General features: G+C 72.3%; 14 protein-coding genes. 12 read left to right on the top strand and 2 right to left on the bottom strand.

The window, feature by feature from the left end:
• Positions 1-17 precede the first annotated feature (17 nt).
• A complete protein-coding gene (locus tag Asi02nite_RS05525; protein ID WP_203711047.1) occupies positions 18-1,022 on the bottom strand; it encodes a hypothetical protein in 1,005 nt (334 codons plus the stop codon).
• A 223-nt stretch (positions 1,023-1,245) separates the two neighbouring features.
• Here Asi02nite_RS05525 and Asi02nite_RS05520 point away from each other — a divergent pair, with 223 nt between their 5' ends.
• The 12 genes from Asi02nite_RS05520 to Asi02nite_RS05465 all read left to right on the top strand — a co-directional run bounded on the left by Asi02nite_RS05520 (position 1,246) and on the right by Asi02nite_RS05465 (position 16,506).
• Complete coding sequence (locus Asi02nite_RS05520; protein ID WP_239126501.1) at positions 1,246-2,277, top strand: Gfo/Idh/MocA family protein; 1,032 nt, start codon at positions 1,246-1,248, stop codon at positions 2,275-2,277.
• The gene (locus Asi02nite_RS05515) at positions 2,278-3,156 is read left to right on the top strand and encodes a TIM barrel protein (protein ID WP_203711046.1); all 879 of its coding nucleotides are present in this window, start codon (positions 2,278-2,280) and stop codon (positions 3,154-3,156) included. It begins immediately after the preceding gene.
• Positions 3,153-4,103: a 5-dehydro-2-deoxygluconokinase gene (iolC, locus tag Asi02nite_RS05510; protein ID WP_203711045.1), complete on the top strand. Its 951-nt coding sequence runs from the start codon at positions 3,153-3,155 to the stop codon at positions 4,101-4,103. Before Asi02nite_RS05515 ends, iolC begins: the two co-directional genes overlap by 4 nt.
• Positions 4,100-4,972, top strand: a complete 873-nt coding sequence (locus tag Asi02nite_RS05505) for a Cgl0159 family (beta/alpha)8-fold protein (protein ID WP_203711044.1) — start codon at positions 4,100-4,102, stop codon at positions 4,970-4,972. The genes iolC and Asi02nite_RS05505 overlap by 4 nt, the downstream gene beginning before the upstream one ends.
• A complete protein-coding gene (gene iolB, locus Asi02nite_RS05500; protein ID WP_203711043.1) occupies positions 4,969-5,853 on the top strand; it encodes a 5-deoxy-glucuronate isomerase in 885 nt (294 codons plus the stop codon). The genes Asi02nite_RS05505 and iolB overlap by 4 nt, the downstream gene beginning before the upstream one ends.
• The gene (gene iolD, locus Asi02nite_RS05495) at positions 5,853-7,766 is read left to right on the top strand and encodes a 3D-(3,5/4)-trihydroxycyclohexane-1,2-dione acylhydrolase (decyclizing) (protein ID WP_239126500.1); all 1,914 of its coding nucleotides are present in this window, start codon (positions 5,853-5,855) and stop codon (positions 7,764-7,766) included. Before iolB ends, iolD begins: the two co-directional genes overlap by 1 nt.
• A complete protein-coding gene (locus tag Asi02nite_RS05490) occupies positions 7,763-9,253 on the top strand; it encodes a CoA-acylating methylmalonate-semialdehyde dehydrogenase (protein ID WP_203711042.1) in 1,491 nt (496 codons plus the stop codon). Before iolD ends, Asi02nite_RS05490 begins: the two co-directional genes overlap by 4 nt.
• An 18-nt stretch (positions 9,254-9,271) precedes the next feature.
• Positions 9,272-10,534 carry an ROK family transcriptional regulator gene (locus tag Asi02nite_RS05485; RefSeq protein WP_203711041.1) on the top strand — a complete coding sequence of 421 codons (1,263 nt, stop codon included), beginning with the start codon at positions 9,272-9,274 and terminating at the stop codon, positions 10,532-10,534.
• A 115-nt stretch (positions 10,535-10,649) separates the two neighbouring features.
• The gene (locus Asi02nite_RS05480; RefSeq protein ID WP_203711040.1) at positions 10,650-13,328 is read left to right on the top strand and encodes a glycoside hydrolase family 38 N-terminal domain-containing protein; all 2,679 of its coding nucleotides are present in this window, start codon (positions 10,650-10,652) and stop codon (positions 13,326-13,328) included.
• Positions 13,325-14,215, top strand: coding sequence for a carbohydrate ABC transporter permease (locus tag Asi02nite_RS05475; protein ID WP_203711039.1), 891 nt, complete (start codon positions 13,325-13,327; stop codon positions 14,213-14,215). The genes Asi02nite_RS05480 and Asi02nite_RS05475 overlap by 4 nt, the downstream gene beginning before the upstream one ends.
• A gap of 11 nt (positions 14,216-14,226) precedes the next feature.
• On the top strand, positions 14,227-15,123 hold the full coding sequence (locus Asi02nite_RS05470) for a carbohydrate ABC transporter permease (RefSeq protein ID WP_203711038.1): 897 nt from the start codon (positions 14,227-14,229) through the stop codon (positions 15,121-15,123).
• Positions 15,124-15,162: 39 nt separating this feature from the next.
• The gene (locus Asi02nite_RS05465; RefSeq protein WP_203711037.1) at positions 15,163-16,506 is read left to right on the top strand and encodes an ABC transporter substrate-binding protein; all 1,344 of its coding nucleotides are present in this window, start codon (positions 15,163-15,165) and stop codon (positions 16,504-16,506) included.
• Between the two features lie 48 nt (positions 16,507-16,554).
• On the opposite strand, the gene Asi02nite_RS05460 is transcribed toward Asi02nite_RS05465, so the two are convergent.
• Entirely contained in the window at positions 16,555-18,231 is a 1,677-nt protein-coding gene (locus tag Asi02nite_RS05460; protein WP_203711036.1) for a right-handed parallel beta-helix repeat-containing protein, read from the bottom strand.
• Positions 18,232-18,247: the final 16 nt, after the last annotated feature.

Genomic DNA, 18,247 nt, shown 5'->3' with positions numbered 1-18,247 from the left:
TACGGGCCGGACGGCCGTCAGGCCTGCGACGGCGGCTTCGTGGCGGCTCCCGGTCCGGTCGCGGGCGGCGGCGTCGGGGAGCCGGCCGGGGCGGGCGACCACGCCTGCGGGGGCAGGATGCCCAGCTCCTGGGCGATCATGGTGGCGTTCACGGGCTCGACCCGGGCGCGCATGTCCGCGTACGCGGCCAGCGTCAGCGGTGCGATCAGGATCGCCACCGCGGCGGTGAGCACCGCGCTGATCAGCGTGGACAGCAGGACGCCGACGACCGTGCCGCCGGTGCCCGGAGCGGCGCCGGCGATCATCGTCTCGGCCACCACACCCACGATGCTGCCGAGCAGCGTGACGCCGATGCTCAGCCCGATGATCGTCGCGACCCGCCCGGCCGACGCGCCGAGGTCCCGGTGGAACAGGCTGAACGACCGGCTGATGGCGCTCGTCCGCTCGACCGCCACGACGACCGGCAGCACCGTGAAGACGGCGAGCACGTAGAAGACGGGCAGCACGCAGAGGCAGAACGCGACGAAGTAGAGCGGGAACGTCAGGAGCTGCCAGCCGATCAGCGGGAACGCCCGCCGCACCGCGAGCCGCAGCGCCGCACCGATCCGCACCGGCGCGCCGACGGCGACGCTGGCACCGACGTGCACGACGGCCGTGGTCACGATCGCGCTCACCACGACGGACAGCAGCGCGGAGACGAGGCCCAGTCCCATCACCACGGCGATCGGCGTCCAGTCGACCTGACCGGTCGTCTCGCCGGCGAGGACGTCGTCCGTCAACCGCTGGTCGACGAACGTGAGGTAGACGGCCAGCGGCGCCTGCAGGAGCAGCGCCAGCACCACCCCCAGCCCCTGGACGACCGCCAGCGGCTGCCAGCCGCGCCGGACGATGTCGACGCCGCGGTTCCACCAGCCGCCGTAGGTCGGGCTGACCAGCGGGTCCGCGTACTGCTGCAGCGGCGGCTCGTAGCCACCGCCCGGCACACCGGCGGGATAGGGATAGGTCGGGGGCCACCCGGTCATGCTCGCCTCGGCAACGAATCGAACGCTGTCGCCACCGTGGCCACAGACGGATGATCACCTTAAGGCGTCCGGGCGCGCCGTGGTGCCCCCGCATCCTAGGCGCGCCTGAGGCGGGCGCGCGTCCACGCGTCAGTAACTTGTCGGCATGGCAGTATGTTAGTACAAAGCCTTGACAGGAGAATGGCGCGGCGGCAAACATGGCAGCCCGACGTACAGGCAGCACATGGCCCCTGGATTGGACGGGAAGCGGATGCGCATCGGGCTCGCGGGTGTCGGTCGGATCGGGGCGTTCCACGCCAGGACCCTGGCCGCGCTCGACTTCGTCGACGGACTCGTCCTCATGGACGCCGACCCGGAGGCCGCCGCGGCCCTCGCCGCCGAGGTCGGTGCCGGCACCGCGGCCGACGCGGAGCGGCTCCTCGACGCCGGCATCGACGGGCTCGTGATCGCCACCCCGACCCCCGGGCACGCCGCGCTCCTGCGGATGGGCATCGCCCGGGGCGTCCCGACCTTCTGCGAGAAGCCCGTCGCCGCCACGCTGGCGGAGACCATCGACCTCGCCGACCTCGTCGCCGCCTCCGACGTGCCGGTCCACATCGGGTTCCAGCGCCGCTTCGACGCCGGCTACCAGCGGGCGAAGCGGGCCGTGGAGTCCGGCGATCTCGGGTTCGTGCACACGATCCGGGCCAACACCCACGACCAGGCGCCGCCGCACGCCGCGTACATCCCCACCTCCGGTGGGATCTTCCGCGACTGCAACGTGCACGACTTCGACATCCTGCGGTTCGTCACCGGCCGCGAGGTCGCCTCCGTGTACGCCACCGGCGGCAACAAGGGCGCCGACTTCTTCGCCGCGGCGGGCGACGTCGACACGGGCGCGGCCGTGCTCACGCTCGACGACGGCACCCTCGCGCTGGTCTCCTCGACCCGCTACAACGGCGGCGGCCACGACGTGCGCATGGAGGTGCACGGCGAGCGCGGCACCGTCGCCGTCGGCCTCGACCACTCGCTGGCCATGGACTCCGCCGAGGATGGGGTCGACTTCCCGCGCGGGCCGCGGAAGTGGTCGTTCATGGAGCGCTTCCTCCCGGCGTACCGGGCCGAGTTGACCGCCTTCGCCGACGTCGCCCGCGGCGTGCGCCCCTCGCCCTGCACCGTCCGCGACGCGCTGGAGGCCTTCCGCGTCGCCGAGGCCTGCGAGCTGTCCCGGGCCGAGCACCGGCCGGTCGCCCTCACCGAGATCAAAGGACTGTAGATGAGCATCACCCCGAGGATCGCCGGCGCGCCCATCTCCTGGGGCGTCTGCGAGGTGCCCGGCTGGGGCCACCAACTCCCGCCGGACACCGTGCTGCGGCAGATGCGCGAGCTGGGCCTGGCCGCGACCGAGTTCGGCCCCGACGGCTTCCTGCCCGACGATCCCGGCGTCAAGGCGACGACCCTGGCCGCGTACGGGCTGCGCGCGGTCGGCCAGTTCGTGCCCGTGGTGCTGCACGAGCCGGGCCACGACCCGCTGCCGGACGTCGCGCGCGCGATGGACGGCCTGGTCGCCGCGAAGGCCTCGACGGTCGTGATCGCCGCCGCCACCGGGCAGGAGGGCTACGACGACCGCCCGGTGCTCGACGACGCCGGCTGGTCGACCCTGCTGGCCAACCTCGACCGGATCACCGACGCCGCGGCCGACCGGGGACTGCAAGCCACCCTGCACCCGCACGTCGGCACGATGGTCGAGAGCGGCGCCGAGACGGAGCGCGTGCTCGCCGGCAGCCGGATCGGCCTGTGCCTCGACACCGGTCACCTGCTCATCGGCGGCGGCGACCCGGTCGCCATCGCGCGCCAGCACCCCGACCGGATCGCCCACGTCCACCTCAAGGACGTCCGCGTCGACTGGGCGGCCAAGGTCCGGGCCGGCGAGGTCGCCTACACCGACGCGGTCGCGGCCGGCATGTACACCCCGCTCGGCCAGGGCGACGTCGACCTCACCGCGATCGTGTCGGCGCTGGAGGGCGCCGGCTACACCGGCTGGTACGTCCTCGAGCAGGACACGGTCCTCGACGGCCCGACCGACGGCCCGGTCGAGGCGGTCCGGGCGAGCATCGCCTGGTTGCTCGACGCGAGCGCGGGAGCCGCCCGGTGACCGCGTACGACCTGGTGGCCATCGGTCGCGTCGGGGTCGACCTCTACCCGCTCGAGCACGGCGTCGGGCTGGCGGAGGTCAGGCACTTCGAGAAGTTCCTCGGCGGCAGCGCCACGAACGTCACGGTGGCCGCGGCCCGGCACGGCCGGCGCGCCGCCATCATCACGCGCACCGGCCGCGACGCGTTCGGCGGCTACGTCAACAAGGCGCTGCGCGAGTTCGGCGTCGACGACGCCTTCTGCACCCCGGTCGACGGCCCGCCGACCCCGGTCACGTTCTGCGAGGTCTTCCCGCCGGACGACTTCCCGCTCTACTTCTACCGCTACCCCACCGCGCCGGACCTCATGATCGAGCCCGACGAGATCCCGGTCGACGCGGTCCGCGACGCGGCGGTCTTCTGGGCCACCGGCACCGGCCTGTCGCAGGAGCCGTCGCGGTCGGCGCACTTCGCCGCCTGGCAGGCCCGCGGGCGGCGCCGGCACACGATCCTCGACCTCGACTACCGGCCGATGTTCTGGCCCGACCCGGCGCAGGCCGCCACCCAGGTCGGCCGGGCCCTCGAACACGTGACCGTGGCCGTCGGCAACCGCGAGGAGTGCGCGGTGGCGGTCGGCGAGACCGATCCCCAGCGCGCGGCCGACGCCCTGCTGGAGCGCGGGGTCGAGCTGGCGATCGTCAAGCAGGGCCCCAAGGGCGTGCTCGCCGCGACCGCCGACGAGCGGATCGAGGTGGCGCCGTTCCCGGTGGACGTGGTCAACGGGCTCGGCGCCGGTGACGCCTTCGGCGGCGCGCTGGTGCACGGCCTGATCGCCGGCTGGGACCTGCGCCGCACGCTGACGTTCGCGAACGTGGCCGGTGCCATCGTCGCCTCCCGACTGGAGTGTTCCAGCGCCATGCCCACCTCCGCCGAGGTCGACGCCCTGCTCGCCGGTCAGGAGCGGCGATGACGACCGTCGACGAGCTGACCGAGATCCGGGTACGCGAGCCGCACCGCATCGTCGACGGCTGGGCGACCCGCAAGCGCCGCGACCTGGTCGGCGCCGACGGCCGGCTGCTGATCGTCGCAGCCGACCACCCGGCCCGCGCCGCCCTCGGCGTCCGCGGCGACCGGATGGCCATGGCCTCCCGCGGCGACCTGCTGACCCGCCTGGCGACCGCGCTGTCCCGCCCCGGCGTCGACGGCGTGCTCGGCACCCCCGACGTGCTCGACGACCTGCTGCTGCTGGGCGCGCTGGACGGCAAGGTCGCGATCGGCTCGATGAACCGGGGCGGCCTGCACGGCGCGGCGTTCGAGTTCGACGACCGGTTCACCGCCTACACGACCCGCGAGCTGGTGGCCCGCGGTCTCGAGGGCGGCAAGATGCTGACCCGGATCTGCCTGGGCGACCCGGCCACGGCGGCGACGCTCGAGGCCAGCGGGCGCGCGGTCACGGAGCTGGCGGATCATGGGCTGATGGCGATGGTGGAGCCGTTCCTCTCGGTCCGGGAGGACGGCAAGGCGCGCAACCTGCTCGACCCCGACTCGACGATCACCTCGATCCACGTGGCCGCCGGCCTCGGGGCGACGAGCCGGCACACCTGGCTGAAGCTGCCGGTCGTCGCCGACCTGCCGCGGGTGATGGCCGCGACCACGCTGCCGACGCTGCTGCTGGGCGGCGACCCGAGCGGGCACCCGGACGAGACCTACGCCGCCTGGGGGCGCGCGCTGGGGCTCCCGGCGGTGCGCGGCCTCGTGGTCGGGCGGGCACTGCTCTTCCCGCCGGACGGCGACGTGGCCACGGCCGTGGACACCGCCGCCGGGCTGGTGCACGGATGACCGACAACGCCCGCTGGGTCCGCCCCTACGGCACCGCGACCGACGGACCGTTCCAGGTATCCATATCGGACTCCGTCGAGGGCTGGGAGCACACCAGCCTGCGCGTGGCGACGATCGCGCCGGGCGACGCGGTCGAGCTGGCCACCGGCGACAGCGAGTTCGTCGTCGTGCCGTTGCGCGGCGGTCCCGAGGTCAACGGCACCCGGCTCACCGGTCGCGCCGACGTCTTCGCCGGCCCCACCGACGTCGCGTATGTGCCGCCGGGCGCCGAGCTGAGCGTGCGCAACCCGGGCACCGACCCGATCACGGTCGCGCTCTGCGGCGCCAAGGCGACCAGGCGGGCCGAGCCGCTCCCCTTCCGCCACCTGGCGGCGCAGGACGTGCCGGTCGAGCTGCGCGGCGCCGGGACCGCTTCGCGCGAGGTGCGCAACTTCGGCATTCCCGGCGTCCTCGACGCCGACTCCGTCATCGCCTGCGAGGTCGTCACCCCGGCCGGCAACTGGAGCTCCTATCCCCCGCACAAGCACGACGAGGAGCGCGCGGGCGTCGAGACCCGGCTCGAGGAGATCTACTACTTCGAGGTGCGGGCGGAGAGCGACGACGCCACGGACCCGGTCGGCTACCAACGGGTGTACGGCACCACCGAGCGCCCGATCGACGTCCTGGCCGAGGTGCGCTCCGGCGACGTGGTGCTCGTCCCGCACGGCTGGCACGGCCCCGCGATGGCCCCGCCCGGCTACGACCTGTACTACCTCAACGTGATGGCCGGCCCCGGCGCCGAGCGCGCCTGGCTGATCTGCGACGACCCGGCCCACGCCTGGGTCCGCGGGTCCTGGGCTGGCCAGGAGATCGATCCCCGGCTCCCGATCGGAGGACGCTGATGACCGCGACCGTGCGGCTGACCGTCGGCCAGGCCGTCGTGCGCTTCCTGCGCGCGCAGTGGACCGAGCGCGACGGCGAGCGCCGGCGCCTGTTCGCCGGGTGCCTCGGCATCTTCGGCCACGGCAACGTCGCGGGCCTCGGCCAGGCGCTGCTGCAGGAGGAGGGCCTGCCCTACGTGCTGGCCCGCAACGAGCAGGCGATGGTGCACACCGCCGTCGCGTACGCCCGCCAGAAGGACCGCCTGCAGACCTGGGTGTGCACGGCCTCGGTCGGCCCGGGCTCGACCAACATGCTGACCGGCGCCGCCCTGGCCACCGTCAACCGCATCCCCGTGCTGCTGCTGCCGTCCGGCACGTTCGCGACCCGCGTCGCCGGGCCGGTGCTGCAGGAGCTCGAGGTGCCGCAGGCGCCCGACATCACGGTCAACGACGCCTTCCGGCCGCTGTCGCGCTTCTTCGACCGGGTGAACCGGCCGGAGCAGCTTCCGGCGGCACTGCTCGGCGCGATGCGGGTGCTCACCGACCCGGTGGAGACCGGCGCGGCCACGATCGCGCTGCCGCAGGACGTGCAGGCGGAGGCTCACGACTGGCCCGTCGAGCTGTTCGCCGAGCGCGTCTGGCGGATCCGCCGCCCGGCACCCGAAGCGGCCGACATCGCCGACGCCGCCGCGCTGATCCGGGCGGCGGAGAAGCCGATCGTCGTGGCCGGCGGCGGTGTCCACTATGCACAGGCCGAGGACGCGCTGGCCGCGTTCGCCGGCGCGACCGGCATCCCGGTCACGGAGACCCAGGCGGGCAAGGGATCCCTGCCGCACGGCCATCCCCAGGCGATGGGCGCGGTCGGCTCGACCGGCACGACCGCCGCCAACGCGCTCGCCCGCGACGCCGACCTCGTGATCGGCGTCGGCACCCGCTACAGCGACTTCACCACGGCGTCGCGGTCGGCGTTCCAGCACCCGGACGTCCGGTTCGTGAACGTCAACGTCGCGAGCTTCGACGCCGTCAAGGAATCCGGCCTGGCCGTGGTCGCGGACGCCCGGGAGGCCCTGACCGCGCTGACGGAGGCACTCGAAGGCCACACCGTCGAAAAGCCGTATCGCGAACGTCAGGCCGCCCTGTGGCAGGATTGGGACTCCACAGTGGAGGACGCCTACCACCCGCCGGCCGGCCGGACCGCCGACGGCGTGCTCACCCAGGGCGAGGTGCTCGGCACCGTGAACGAGCTCTCGGACCCCCGCGACGTCGTCGTCTGCGCCGCCGGCTCGATGCCGGGCGACCTGCACAAGCTGTGGCGGGTCCGGGACCGCAAGGCCTACCACGTCGAGTACGGCTTCTCCTGCATGGGCTACGAGATCCCCGGCGGCATCGGCGCGCGCCTGGCCGACCCCGACCGGGACGTCTTCGTGCTGGTGGGCGACGGCTCGTACCTGATGAACCCGACCGAGCTCGTCACCGCCGTGCAGGAGCGCGTGAAGATCATCGTGGTGATCGTGCAGAACCACGGCTTCCACTCGATCGGCTCGCTCTCCGAGTCGCTCGGCTCGCAGCGCTTCGGCACCGCCTACCGCTACCGGGACACGGAGACGGGCCGGCTCGACGGCGGCAAGCTGCCGATCGACCTGGCCGCCAACGCCCGCAGCCTCGGCGCCACCGTCATCGAGGCGCGGAGCGCCGAAGAGCTCGAAGAGGCCGTCAAGAGCGCCAAAGCGGCTCCGCAAGACGGCGGCCCCGTCGTCATCCACGTCGAGACCGACCCGACGATCCACGCCCCGGACAGCGAGTCCTGGTGGGACGTCCCGGTCAGCGAGGTCAGCGAGCTCGACACCACCAGGGCGGCTTACGACGCCTACGTCACGCACAAGAAGGCCCAACGACCGCTGCTGACGCCGACCGACCGGAAGGACGCCCGATGAACACCGTCACCCACCTGATCGCCGGCCGGCCCTGGGCGGGCACCGCCGCGCGTACCGGCGAGGTGTTCAACCCGGCGACCGGCGCTGTCAGCGGCCGGGTCGACCTCGCCTCGGCAGAGCTGGTCGGCGACGTCGTCGCCACGGCCCGGAAGGCCTGGTCCGGCTGGGCCGACGCGTCCCTGGCCAAGCGCACCCAGGTGCTGTTCGCGTTCCGCGAGCTGCTCAACGCGCGCAAGGACGAGATCGCCGCCCTGATCACCGCCGAGCACGGCAAGGTGCTCGACGACGCCCGCGGCGAGGTCATGCGCGGCCTGGAGGTCGCCGAGTTCGCCTGCGGCATCCCACACCTGCTCAAGGGCGGCTTCACGGAGAACGCCTCGACGAACGTCGACGTCTACTCGATCCGCCAGCCGCTCGGCGTCGTCGCCGTGATCGCGCCGTTCAACTTCCCGGCCATGGTGCCCCTCTGGTTCGTGCCGGTCGCGATCGCCTGCGGCAACGCCGTCGTCCTCAAGCCGAGCGAGAAGGACCCGTCCGCGGCCGTCGCGGTCGCGAAGCTCTGGACCGAGGCCGGCCTGCCCGACGGCGTCATGAACGTCGTGCACGGCGACAAGGAGGCGGTCGACGCGCTCCTCACGCATCCCGACGTCAAAGCCGTGTCATTCGTCGGCTCCACACCAATCGCCAAATATGTGTACGAGACGGGCACGGCGCACGGCAAGCGGGTACAGGCCCTCGGCGGCGCGAAGAACCACATGCTCGTGCTGCCCGACGCCGACCTCGACCTCGCCGCCGACGCCGCCATCAACGCGGGCTTCGGCTCGGCGGGCGAGCGCTGCATGGCCATCTCCGCCCTGGTCGTCGTCGACACGGTGGCCGACGACCTGGTCAAGCGGATCGAGGACCGGATCGGCCGGCTGCGCACCGGCGACGGCACCCGCGGCTGCGACATGGGCCCGCTGGTCACGAGGGCGCACCGGGACCGCGTCGCCGGCTACCTCGACGCCGGCGTGGCCGAAGGGGCGACGCTCGCGGTCGACGGCCGGACGGGCGAGTTCGACGGCGCCGCCGACGGCTTCTGGCTCGGCCCCACCCTTTTCGACCACGTCACGCCGGAGATGTCCGTCTACCGGGACGAGATCTTCGGGCCGGTGCTCTCGGTCGTCCGCGTCGGGTCGTACGACGAGGGGCTTGATCTGATCAACGCCAACCCGTACGGGAACGGCACCGCCATCTTCACCAACGACGGCGGTGCGGCCCGGCGCTTCCAGCGCGAGGTCGAGGTCGGGATGGTGGGCGTCAACGTGCCGATCCCGGTGCCTGTTTCGTACTACTCGTTCGGTGGTTGGAAGAACAGCCTGTTCGGCGACAGCCACGCCCACGGCACCGAGGGCGTGCACTTCTTCACGCGCGGAAAGGTGGTCACCTCGCGCTGGCTCGACCCGAGCCACGGTGGACTGAACCTGGGCTTCCCCCAGAACACCTGATGTACTGTGCCCGGGCGGGTGTGGACGCCCGGTGCGCGGGAGGACGACGAAGTGGTGTTGACGGGCTCGAACCTGCCCGCGGTCGGGGAGTACAACCAGACCGTCGTGCTCGACGCCATCCGTCGCCACCCCGACGGCAGCACCCGCTCGAAGCTCGCCACCGCCACCGGCCTCAGCTCCATGACCGTCGCCAACGTGTGCCGCCGGCTGCTGGCCAGCGGGCTGATCGAGGAGCACGGCACTCGGGTCAGCGGCCCGGGTAAACCCCCGGGCATCCTGCGGCTGAACCCGGCCGGCGGGTTCTCGATCGGCGTGCACATCGACCCCGCAGTCGTCACGTACGTGGTCGTCGACCTGGCCGGGGAGGTGCGCGACCACACCCGCAGCGGCACGCCGTCCGCCCAGGACCCGGCGTCGGTGATCGACGAGATGGGCCGCTCGATCAACGCGCTGATCGAGACGTCCGGCGTCGACCGCTCGCGGGTGCTCGGCATCGGGATCGCGACACCCGGCCCGGTCAACATCGCGGACGGCATCGTGCTCAACCCGCCGATGCTGCCGCACTGGCACCGGGTCCCGCTGCGCACGGCCCTGAGCGCGGCGACCGGCCTGCCGGTGCTGCTGGAGAAGGACGTGACCGCCGCGGCCGTCGCCGAGCTCTGGTACGCCGACGCGGCGGACAGCCGCGACTTCGCGTTCATGTACTACGGCACGGGCCTCGGCACCGGCATCGCGGTCGGCGGCGAGGTCGTCCGCGGCGTCAGTTCCAACGCCGGCGACCCGGGCCACATGACCGTCGACCCGAACGGGCCCGAGTGTGTCTGCGGGCGGCGCGGCTGCGTCGGTTACAGCACCACGCCGCGCGCCCTGGTCGAGCGGGCCCAGCGCGAGGGCATCGTGCCCGGGGCCGCGGCGGGCATCCCCGAGGTCGACGCGGCCTTCACCGCGCTGGCCGCGCTGGCCCGGGCCGGCGACGCCGCCGCGTACGCCGTAGTCGCCGACGCCGCCCGCCAGCTCGCCCGCGCGGTCGTCGTGCTCGTCAACCTGCTCGACATCGAGCGGGTCATCTTCGGCGGCCCGTTCTGGTCGCGCATCGCGTCGATCGTGCTCGACGTGCTGCCGAGTGTGGTGCGGTCCGATCCCGCGCTCGTGCCGCCGCACGACGTGCGGTTCACCGAGTCCGTGATCCCCGTGGACGTCGCCGCGGTCGGTGCCGCGACCCTCGTCTTCGACAGCACGTTCTCGCCCAGGGCGTCGACGCTGCTCATCTCCGCAGGCTGAGCCCTGTTTCAGACGGGAAAACTCTTCGTTGCGCCGAGTTTGAAAACATGATTTGCTAATTCCCGATCTTGCCAGGGTCCCCTCCGACCCGTCTTCGAAAGGCGCTTCGGCCTCGATGCAGAGCTACGCCGTCTTCGTCCCGCACTTCCACTGGGACCGCGAGTGGTACGAGCCGTTCCAGGTGTTCCGCCACCGCCTCGTGGAGGCCTTCGACGTGGTCCTGGAGACCGCGTGCCGGGACCCGGAGTTCCGCTTCACCGTGGACGGCCAGACGGCGGCGATCCTCGACTACCTGGAGATCCGCCCGGAGCGCGCCGAACTCGTCCGGCAACTGGCGGCGGAGGGCCGGCTCGCGCTCGGTCCCTGGTACATCCTGCTCGACGAGTTCCTCTGCTCCGGCGAGACGATCGTCCGCAACCTGGAGATGGGCTGGGCCGACGCGACCGCGCTGGGCCGTGCCATGCCGCTGGGCTACCTGCCCGACATGTTCGGCCACGTCGCGCAGATGCCGCAGATCCTGCACCGGGCCGGCATCGGGCACGCCGCGCTCTGGCGGGGCGTGCCGGGCAGCGTCGCCGGCCACGCGTTCCGGTGGGCGGCGCCCGACGGTTCGGCCGTACGCACGGAGTTCCTCTTCGACGGCTACGACAACGGCCTCGACGTGATCCTGGTGCCCGCGGTCATCGACCGCGCGCTCGCCGACTACACCCGGATGACGGCGCGGCGTTGGGGCGGCGACCCGGTGCTGGCGATGGTCGGCACCGACCACAACGCGCCCGACCCGCGGCTCGGCGACTGGCTGCGCGCGGCCGGCGGCATCACGGTCGCGACCATCGAGGAGTACGTGACCGCGCACGCCCGCGCCGAGGTCCGCGAGACCGTGACCGGCGAGCTGCGCGGCCACGTGCGCGGCAACATCCTGCCGGGCGTGCTCTCGGTGCGCGCGGAGCTCAAGGCGGCCATGGCCACGGCCGAGCGGACCGTCGACCACGCGGAGCGGTTCGTCGCGACGTGGGGCGGCGCCGGCGAGGCGCCGTTCCTGAAGCTGGCCTGGCGGAAGATCGTCGAGTCGTCGGCGCACGACTCGGTGGTCGGCTCGGGCACCGACGAGACCTCGGACCAGGTGCTCGCCCGTCTGGAGGAGGCCGCGCAGGCCGCCCGCGCGGTCCGGGACGGTGCGCTGGCCCGGCGCGCGGCGGCAGTGCCCGCCGACGCGTTCGTGGTCGCCAACCCGCTGCCCTACGACCGGGTCGCGGTCGTCGAGGTCGCCGCCGAGCTCGCCGCCGATTCGTACGCCGCCCGGACCGGTGACGGCCTGCTGCTGCCCGCCCAGCCGGTGGCGTCCGCGCCGACCGTGCTCGGCGACGAGAAGGTGCCGGCCGCGGAGCTCGACCGGGTCCTGCGCCGGATCCACCGGCGGGAGCTGTTCGGCAAGCTGATCGACCGCGTCGTGCTCGAACCCGGCCTGCTCGAGTTCCACCTCGCCGACGTCCCGGCGACGCCGGAGTTCGACCTGATCGCGCTCCGCGACGCGGTCGCCGACGCCGCCGCCGGGCATCCCGGACAGTGGGTGGTCCGCACGCTCGCCGCACCGGTCGTCACGGTCGCGGTGGCCGTCCCGACACCGGCGTCGGGGTCGACGGCGATCCGGGTCGTGCCCGGCGCGGCCGGCGCCGACGGCGTCCGCGTCGACGGGCACACGCTCGCCAACGGCCAGGTCACCGTCACGGTCGCTGCCGACGGCACGCTCGACCTGGTCGGCGCCGACGGCACGCGACTGACCGGCGTCGGCCGGCTGGTGGACGGCGGCGACCGGGGCGACAGCTACAACTACGGGCCGCCGCGGCACGACCTGCTGGTCGACGCGCCCATCCGGGTCGAGGTGGAGGTCGTCGAGGCCGGTCCGGTGCGCGGCGGCATCCGCGTGCGGCGCGACTACGCCTGGCCCGCCCGCCTCGCGGACGACGTCGACCGCCGCTCCCCCGAGACCCGGCCGGTCACGGTCGAGACCGAGGTGCGCCTGCACGCGGGCGAGCCGTTCGCCCGGATCACCACGCGCTTCGTCAACCCGTCGGCCGACCACCGGCTGCGTTTCCACGTGCCGCTGCCCGGGCCGGTCACCGGTTCCGCGGCCGAAGGGCAGTTCGCGGTCACCGAGCGCGGGCTGACCAGCGAGGGCGGCTGGGGCGAGTACCCGCTGCCGACGTTCCCGGCCTCCGCGTTCGTCTCCGCCGGCCCGGCCACGGTGCTGCTGGAGCACACGGCGGAGTACGAGATCGTCGGCGACGAGCTCGCCGTCACGCTGCTGCGGGCGGTCGGTGCGATCAGCGTCAACCTCCATCCGCTGCGCGACGAGCCGGCGGCGCTGCACCTGCCCGCGCCCGGCGCGCAGTCGCTGGGCCGCGAGGTCGTCACGCGGATGGCGATCCTGCCGTCCGGGCGGGGCTGGCGTGCCGCCGGGGCCGTGCGGGCGGCGGAGCTGTTCCGCAACGACGCGTCGGTCCGGCGCGGCGCCGCCCCGGCGGGCACGCCGCTGCCGGCCGCCGACACGGGCGTCCGGGTGACGGGCGAGGACGTCGCGGTCTCGACGGTCCGGCCCGTCCCCGGCGGCACCGAGGTCCGGCTGATCGCGATGGCGCCCGACCCGGTGCGCGCGGTCGTCACCGGCCCCTTCCGGACGGTCGAGACCACCACCCTGCTCGGCGAGGTCCTGGACAGCGCCGACACCGAGGGCGAGCTCAGCACCGCGCTCGGCCCGTGGGAGATCCGCACCATCCGACTGAGGAAGCAATGACGCTTACCAGAATCAGGGAGAGACGACGCGAGTCGCTGTACGCCGTCGCGTTCGTCCTGCCCGCCACGATCGGCTTCGTCGCGTTCTACCTCGTGCCGACGGTGCGCGGGGTGTGGCTCAGCTTCACCGACTACGACCTGTTCTCGGCCGGCGAGTTCGTCGGTGCCGAGAACTACGCGAAGATCGTCGACGATCACGTGTTCTGGAACGCGCTCCTGGTGACGCTGGAGTACGTCGTCGTCAACATCGGCCTCCAGACGGCCGTCGCGCTGCTGCTGGCGGTGCTCATGCAGCGGCTGGCCCGGTCCGTGGTCATCCGCGGCATCCTGCTCGTGCCGTACATGGTCTCCGGTGTCGTCGTGGCCCTGCTGTGGCAGTGGCTGCTGGACTACCAGATCGGCATCGTCAACAACGCGCTCGACTTCGTCGGCCTGCCGCGCCAGTCGTTCTTCGGCGACCCGGCGCTGGCGATCGTCACCGTCGCGCTCATCAACGTCTGGAAGAGCATGGGCTACACGGCCCTGCTGCTCTTCGCGGGCCTCCAGGCCATCCCCAGGGACGTGTACGAGGCCGCGGCGATCGACGGCGCCTCGGAGGCGAAGCAGTTCTGGCGGGTGAGCCTCCCGCTGCTGCGGCCGGTCCTGGCGCTCGTGCTGATCGTCTCGTTGATCGGCTCGTTCCAGATCTTCGACACGATCGCGGTGACGACCAAGGGCGGGCCGGTCAACGCGACCCGGGTCATCTACTACTACATCTACGACCTGGCCTTCAACCGCTACGACTTCGGGTACGCGTCGGCCATCGCGCTGGTCCTGTTCGTGATCCTGCTCGGCGTCACGCTCGTGCAGCTGCGCCTCACCCGTGCTGACAAGTCGGATCTCGCGTGAGGAACGACCAGATGACCGCGACCGCTGCCCGCCGACGCGTACCCCTCGGCAAGGTTCTCGCCTGGATCGTGCTCGGGCTGTTCCTGCTCGCCACGCTCTTCCCGTTCTACTGGATGCTGCGCACCTCGTTCTCCACGAACGGCGCGCTGGCGGGCCACGCCAACAGCCTGCTGCCGGCCGAGTCCACGTTGGACGCCTACCGGCGGGTGCTGGGCCTGTCCAGCGTCCGCGAGGCCCTGGAACAGGGCGGGTCCACGGCCCGGGTGAACTTCTGGCTCTACCTGCGCAACTCGTTCGTCGTGGCGATCACCACCACGGTCGCGCAGACGCTGTTCGCCGCCCTGGCCGCGTACGCGTTCGCCCGCCTGCGCTGGCCCGGCCGCAACCTGGTCTTCACGCTGTTCCTCGCCGCGCTGATGGTGCCGCCCATCTTCACGACGCTGCCGAACTTCATCCTGATCCGGGATCTCGGGCTGCTCAACACGTTCCTCGGCATCGTGCTGCCGAACCTGCTGATGTCGCCGTTCGCGGTGTTCTTCCTGCGGCAGTTCTTCCTCAACATCAGCCACGAGATCGAGGAGGCCGCGCGGCTGGACGGGGCCGGGCACCTGCGGATCTTCTTCCGCGTCATCGTGCCGATGAGCGCCGCCCCGATCGCGACGCTGTCGATCCTCACCTACGTGGCGGCGTGGAACGACTACTTCTGGCCGCTGCTCGTGGGCCAGGACGAGAACGTCCGGGTGCTGACCGTCGCGCTCGGCATCTTCAAGGCGCAGACACCGAACGGCGGGCCCGACTGGGCCGGGCTGATGGCCGCGACCGTCATCGCGGCGCTCCCGGTCGTCGTGCTCTTCACGCTGCTCGGCAAGCGCGTCATCAACTCGATCCAGTTCTCCGGGTTGAAGTGAGCTTTGTTCCCCCCTACCAACGAAAGGAACCACGCAACGATGAAGTGGCGTAAAGGTGCCGTCGTGGCGACGGCGGCGCTGGCCGCCGCCGGCCTGCTGGCCGGTTGCGGATCCTCCGGGTCCGACTCGGACTCGGCTGCGGGCGGGAAGGTGGACCTGAGCTACTGGCTCTGGGACGCCAACCAGCAGCCCGGCTACCAGAGGTGCGCGGAGGCGTTCACGGCCGCGAACCCGAACATCAGCGTCACGGTCAAGCAGTACGGCTGGGACGACTACTGGAGCAGCATCACCACCGGCCTGGTCAGCGGGACCGCGCCGGACGTGTTCACCAACCACGCGTCGTACTTCCCCACGTTCGTCGAGAAGCACCAGATCCAGCCGATCGACGACGAGGTGAAGTCGGAGAACGTCGACCTGGCCGCGTACCAGAAGGGCCTGCCCGAACTCTGGGTCGGCACCGACGGCAAGCGCTACGGCCTGCCGAAGGACAACGGCGTCGTCGGGCTCTACGTCAACGACGGTCTGCTCAAGGACGCCGGGAAGTCGGCCGCGGACCTGGCCGACCTGACCTGGAACCCCAGCGACGGCGGCACCTTCGAGAAGCTCATCGCCCACCTGACGGTCGACAAGGCCGGCAAGCGCGGCGGCGAGGCGGGCTTCAACAAGGGCGAGGTCGCGGTGTACGGCCTGGGCCTCAACGGCGCGGGCGACGGCGCGGGCGAGTCGATCTGGGCGCAGTACGCGCTGTCGAACGGGTGGGACTACTACTCGGGCGAGGCGGCCAAGCCCCACTTCAACTACGACGACCCGAAGTTCCAGGACACCCTGACATGGTTCAAGGGCCTGTCGGACAAGGGCTTCATGCCGTCGCTCAAGATCGCCACGAGCGGCGTCGGCATGCAGCAGACCTACGGCGCCGGCAAGTACGCGATGACGACCGACGGCGTGTGGAGCGCCAAGTCGTACTTCGAGCTGAAGGACGTGAAGACCACGGTCGCGCCGCTGCCGACCGGGCCGACCGGCCGCCAGTCGACGGCCAACAGCCTCGGTGACGCCGTCACGGCCACGACGAAGCACCCCGCGGAGGCGAAGAAGCTCCTCGTCTTCCTGGGCTCCAAGGAGTGCCAGACGATCATCGGTCAGGCGGGCGTGGTGCTGCCGGCCATGACCAGCGCGACCGAGGACGCCAAGGCGACCTTCCAGAAGAGCGGCATCGACATCGCGCCGTTCCTCGCGCCGACCACCCACACCACCCCGGTGGTGCCGCAGTGGGCCGACGCGATGGCCATCTTCCAGCCGGCCATGCAGGCCTTCCTGAACGGCCAGGCGGGCGCCGACAGCTTCACCAAGGTGAACGAGCAGATCAACGCGCTGTACCAGTAAGGCTCTGTGCGGCGGGGCAATCGCTGTTCGGCGGTTGCCCCGCCGTTCTCATGGCTCGACGGTGACGTCCGTGCAGTCCGTCGTGCGTACCGCGTCGGCGGGCCAGGCGCGCCTCGGCTCGAGGTCGTTGGTGGTGACGGTGAGGCCGCGCACGCTCTTCGCGTCGACGAACGGCGTTCCACAGTCGACGAAGCGGTTCCGTTCGATCGTGATGCCGCTGTGCACCGCGCCGCCGGACACCGTGTTGGTCGGCTCGACCAGGACGGCCGGCGCGGTCAGGCGCAGGAAGGCGTTGTCGCGGACGGTCAGGTCGCGGACAGGGCCGGACTCGAACCACTGCGCCGCGTCGCCGGAGACGAACAGTCCGGCCATCCCGGTGTCGTCGAACGTGTTGGCCTGCACCACGCAACGGCCGCGGGTCGTCAGCAGGACGCCGCGGGTGGGAATGCCGGCGAACACGTTGCCGACGATCCGGACGTCGGCGGTGTACGTGACGTTCTCGGCGGCCCAGCTGTCGTCGGCCAGCGCGGCGGGCAGGTCGCGGTCGACCGTGACGGTCATGGTGGTCGGATCGGTCTCGTGCGGCCCGTCGACCGTGACGACCCGGGCCCGGAACGCGGTGTCGGCCGCGAGGCTCGCCCGCTCCACGAACTCGACCTCGTCGCCGGGGTGGAACGCGGCGAAGCCGGCGGTCTCCGGATGGCGGTAGGTGAGCGTCACCGTGCGGTCGTCCCGGCGCTCGCCGATCGGAAGGTAGGTGCCATGGACGTTGATGGCGTCGTCGTGCGCGTTCTCGAACAGGCAGCGCTCGATCCGGACCTGACCGCCGACCGACGACAGGTTGACGAAGTCGGCGTAGCTGGCGGTGTGCCGGCCGGTGGCCGGGTCGGCCTGGAACCGGGTGTCGCGGATGACGAGGTCGCGGCTGAGCTGGCCGAGGATGCCGAAGCCGTGCAGGTAGTGGACGCGCAGGTCCTCGAAGGTGACGCGCTCGCTCTCGGCGACCAGCATGCCGGGATGGTCCCGGACCGTAGGGCGCATCTGGTAGACGAGGCCGCTGTCGTCGGCGACGCGGTCGGTGTCGTACTCGATCACGATCTGGCGGTCGCCCTCCGCCCGGATCGCCCGTACGCCGGTGAACAGCGGGTTGTCGCACCGCCGTACCCGACCGGTCTTGGGGTCGTAGACCTGGGTGTAGTCGAGCCCGTCGGAGCCGGTCCAGTAGGGCCGGCCGTCCCGCCCGCGCTCCCCTTCCCACCGGACGGTCGTGCCCTCGATCCGGAAGGTGACGTCGGCGGGCACGGCGAGTTGGCGCCAGGTGCGGCCCGTGGCGACGACGCGGGCCTCGACCAGGCTCGGGGCGTGGTGGTCGAGGGCGAAGCCGGTGAACCGGACGTTGTGGGAGTCGAGGACCGCGACGGCCGTCTGGAGGCCGTGCAGGACCACCTTGGCGTCGGTGCCGCGGACGACGAGGTCCCGCGCGCCCTCGACCAGCATGGCGATGGTCTTGGTGCGGTAGCGCGGGTCGGCGCCGACGGTGTTGGAGACGTAGAGGTCGCGCCGCTCGGCGTGCTCCGGCCAGAGGGCGTAGGTGCCCGGCGGGAGGAGGATCTCGGTCTTCCGGCCGGATCCGCTCGCGTCCCGGAACGCCGCCGCGAACGCGGCCGCCGAGTCGCGGGCCCCGGTCGGGTCGGCGCCGTGGTCGACGACGTCGAGGACGCGCATGCTTCTCCCCTGCCTA

Source organism: Asanoa siamensis (assembly GCF_016862555.1).
Taxonomy (GTDB): domain Bacteria; phylum Actinomycetota; class Actinomycetes; order Mycobacteriales; family Micromonosporaceae; genus Asanoa; species Asanoa siamensis.
The sequence above is the reverse complement of the archived record's forward strand: the minus strand, read 5'-3'. Positions and strand labels throughout refer to the sequence as shown.

What these genes read in the sequence shown, in the direction of transcription:
- Asi02nite_RS05525 (WP_203711047.1), bottom strand. Translation starts at nt 1,022, where the DNA reads ATGACCGGGTGGCCCCCGACCTATCCCTATCCCGCCGGTGTGCCGGGC.
- Asi02nite_RS05520 (WP_239126501.1), top strand. Translation starts at nt 1,246, where the DNA reads ATGGCCCCTGGATTGGACGGGAAGCGGATGCGCATCGGGCTCGCGGGT.
- Asi02nite_RS05515 (WP_203711046.1), top strand. Translation starts at nt 2,278, where the DNA reads ATGAGCATCACCCCGAGGATCGCCGGCGCGCCCATCTCCTGGGGCGTC.
- Asi02nite_RS05505 (WP_203711044.1), top strand. Translation starts at nt 4,100, where the DNA reads ATGACGACCGTCGACGAGCTGACCGAGATCCGGGTACGCGAGCCGCAC.
- iolB (WP_203711043.1), top strand. Translation starts at nt 4,969, where the DNA reads ATGACCGACAACGCCCGCTGGGTCCGCCCCTACGGCACCGCGACCGAC.
- iolD (WP_239126500.1), top strand. Translation starts at nt 5,853, where the DNA reads ATGACCGCGACCGTGCGGCTGACCGTCGGCCAGGCCGTCGTGCGCTTC.
- Asi02nite_RS05490 (WP_203711042.1), top strand. Translation starts at nt 7,763, where the DNA reads ATGAACACCGTCACCCACCTGATCGCCGGCCGGCCCTGGGCGGGCACC.
- Asi02nite_RS05480 (WP_203711040.1), top strand. Translation starts at nt 10,650, where the DNA reads ATGCAGAGCTACGCCGTCTTCGTCCCGCACTTCCACTGGGACCGCGAG.
- Asi02nite_RS05475 (WP_203711039.1), top strand. Translation starts at nt 13,325, where the DNA reads ATGACGCTTACCAGAATCAGGGAGAGACGACGCGAGTCGCTGTACGCC.
- Asi02nite_RS05470 (WP_203711038.1), top strand. Translation starts at nt 14,227, where the DNA reads ATGACCGCGACCGCTGCCCGCCGACGCGTACCCCTCGGCAAGGTTCTC.
- Asi02nite_RS05465 (WP_203711037.1), top strand. Translation starts at nt 15,163, where the DNA reads ATGAAGTGGCGTAAAGGTGCCGTCGTGGCGACGGCGGCGCTGGCCGCC.
- Asi02nite_RS05460 (WP_203711036.1), bottom strand. Translation starts at nt 18,231, where the DNA reads ATGCGCGTCCTCGACGTCGTCGACCACGGCGCCGACCCGACCGGGGCC.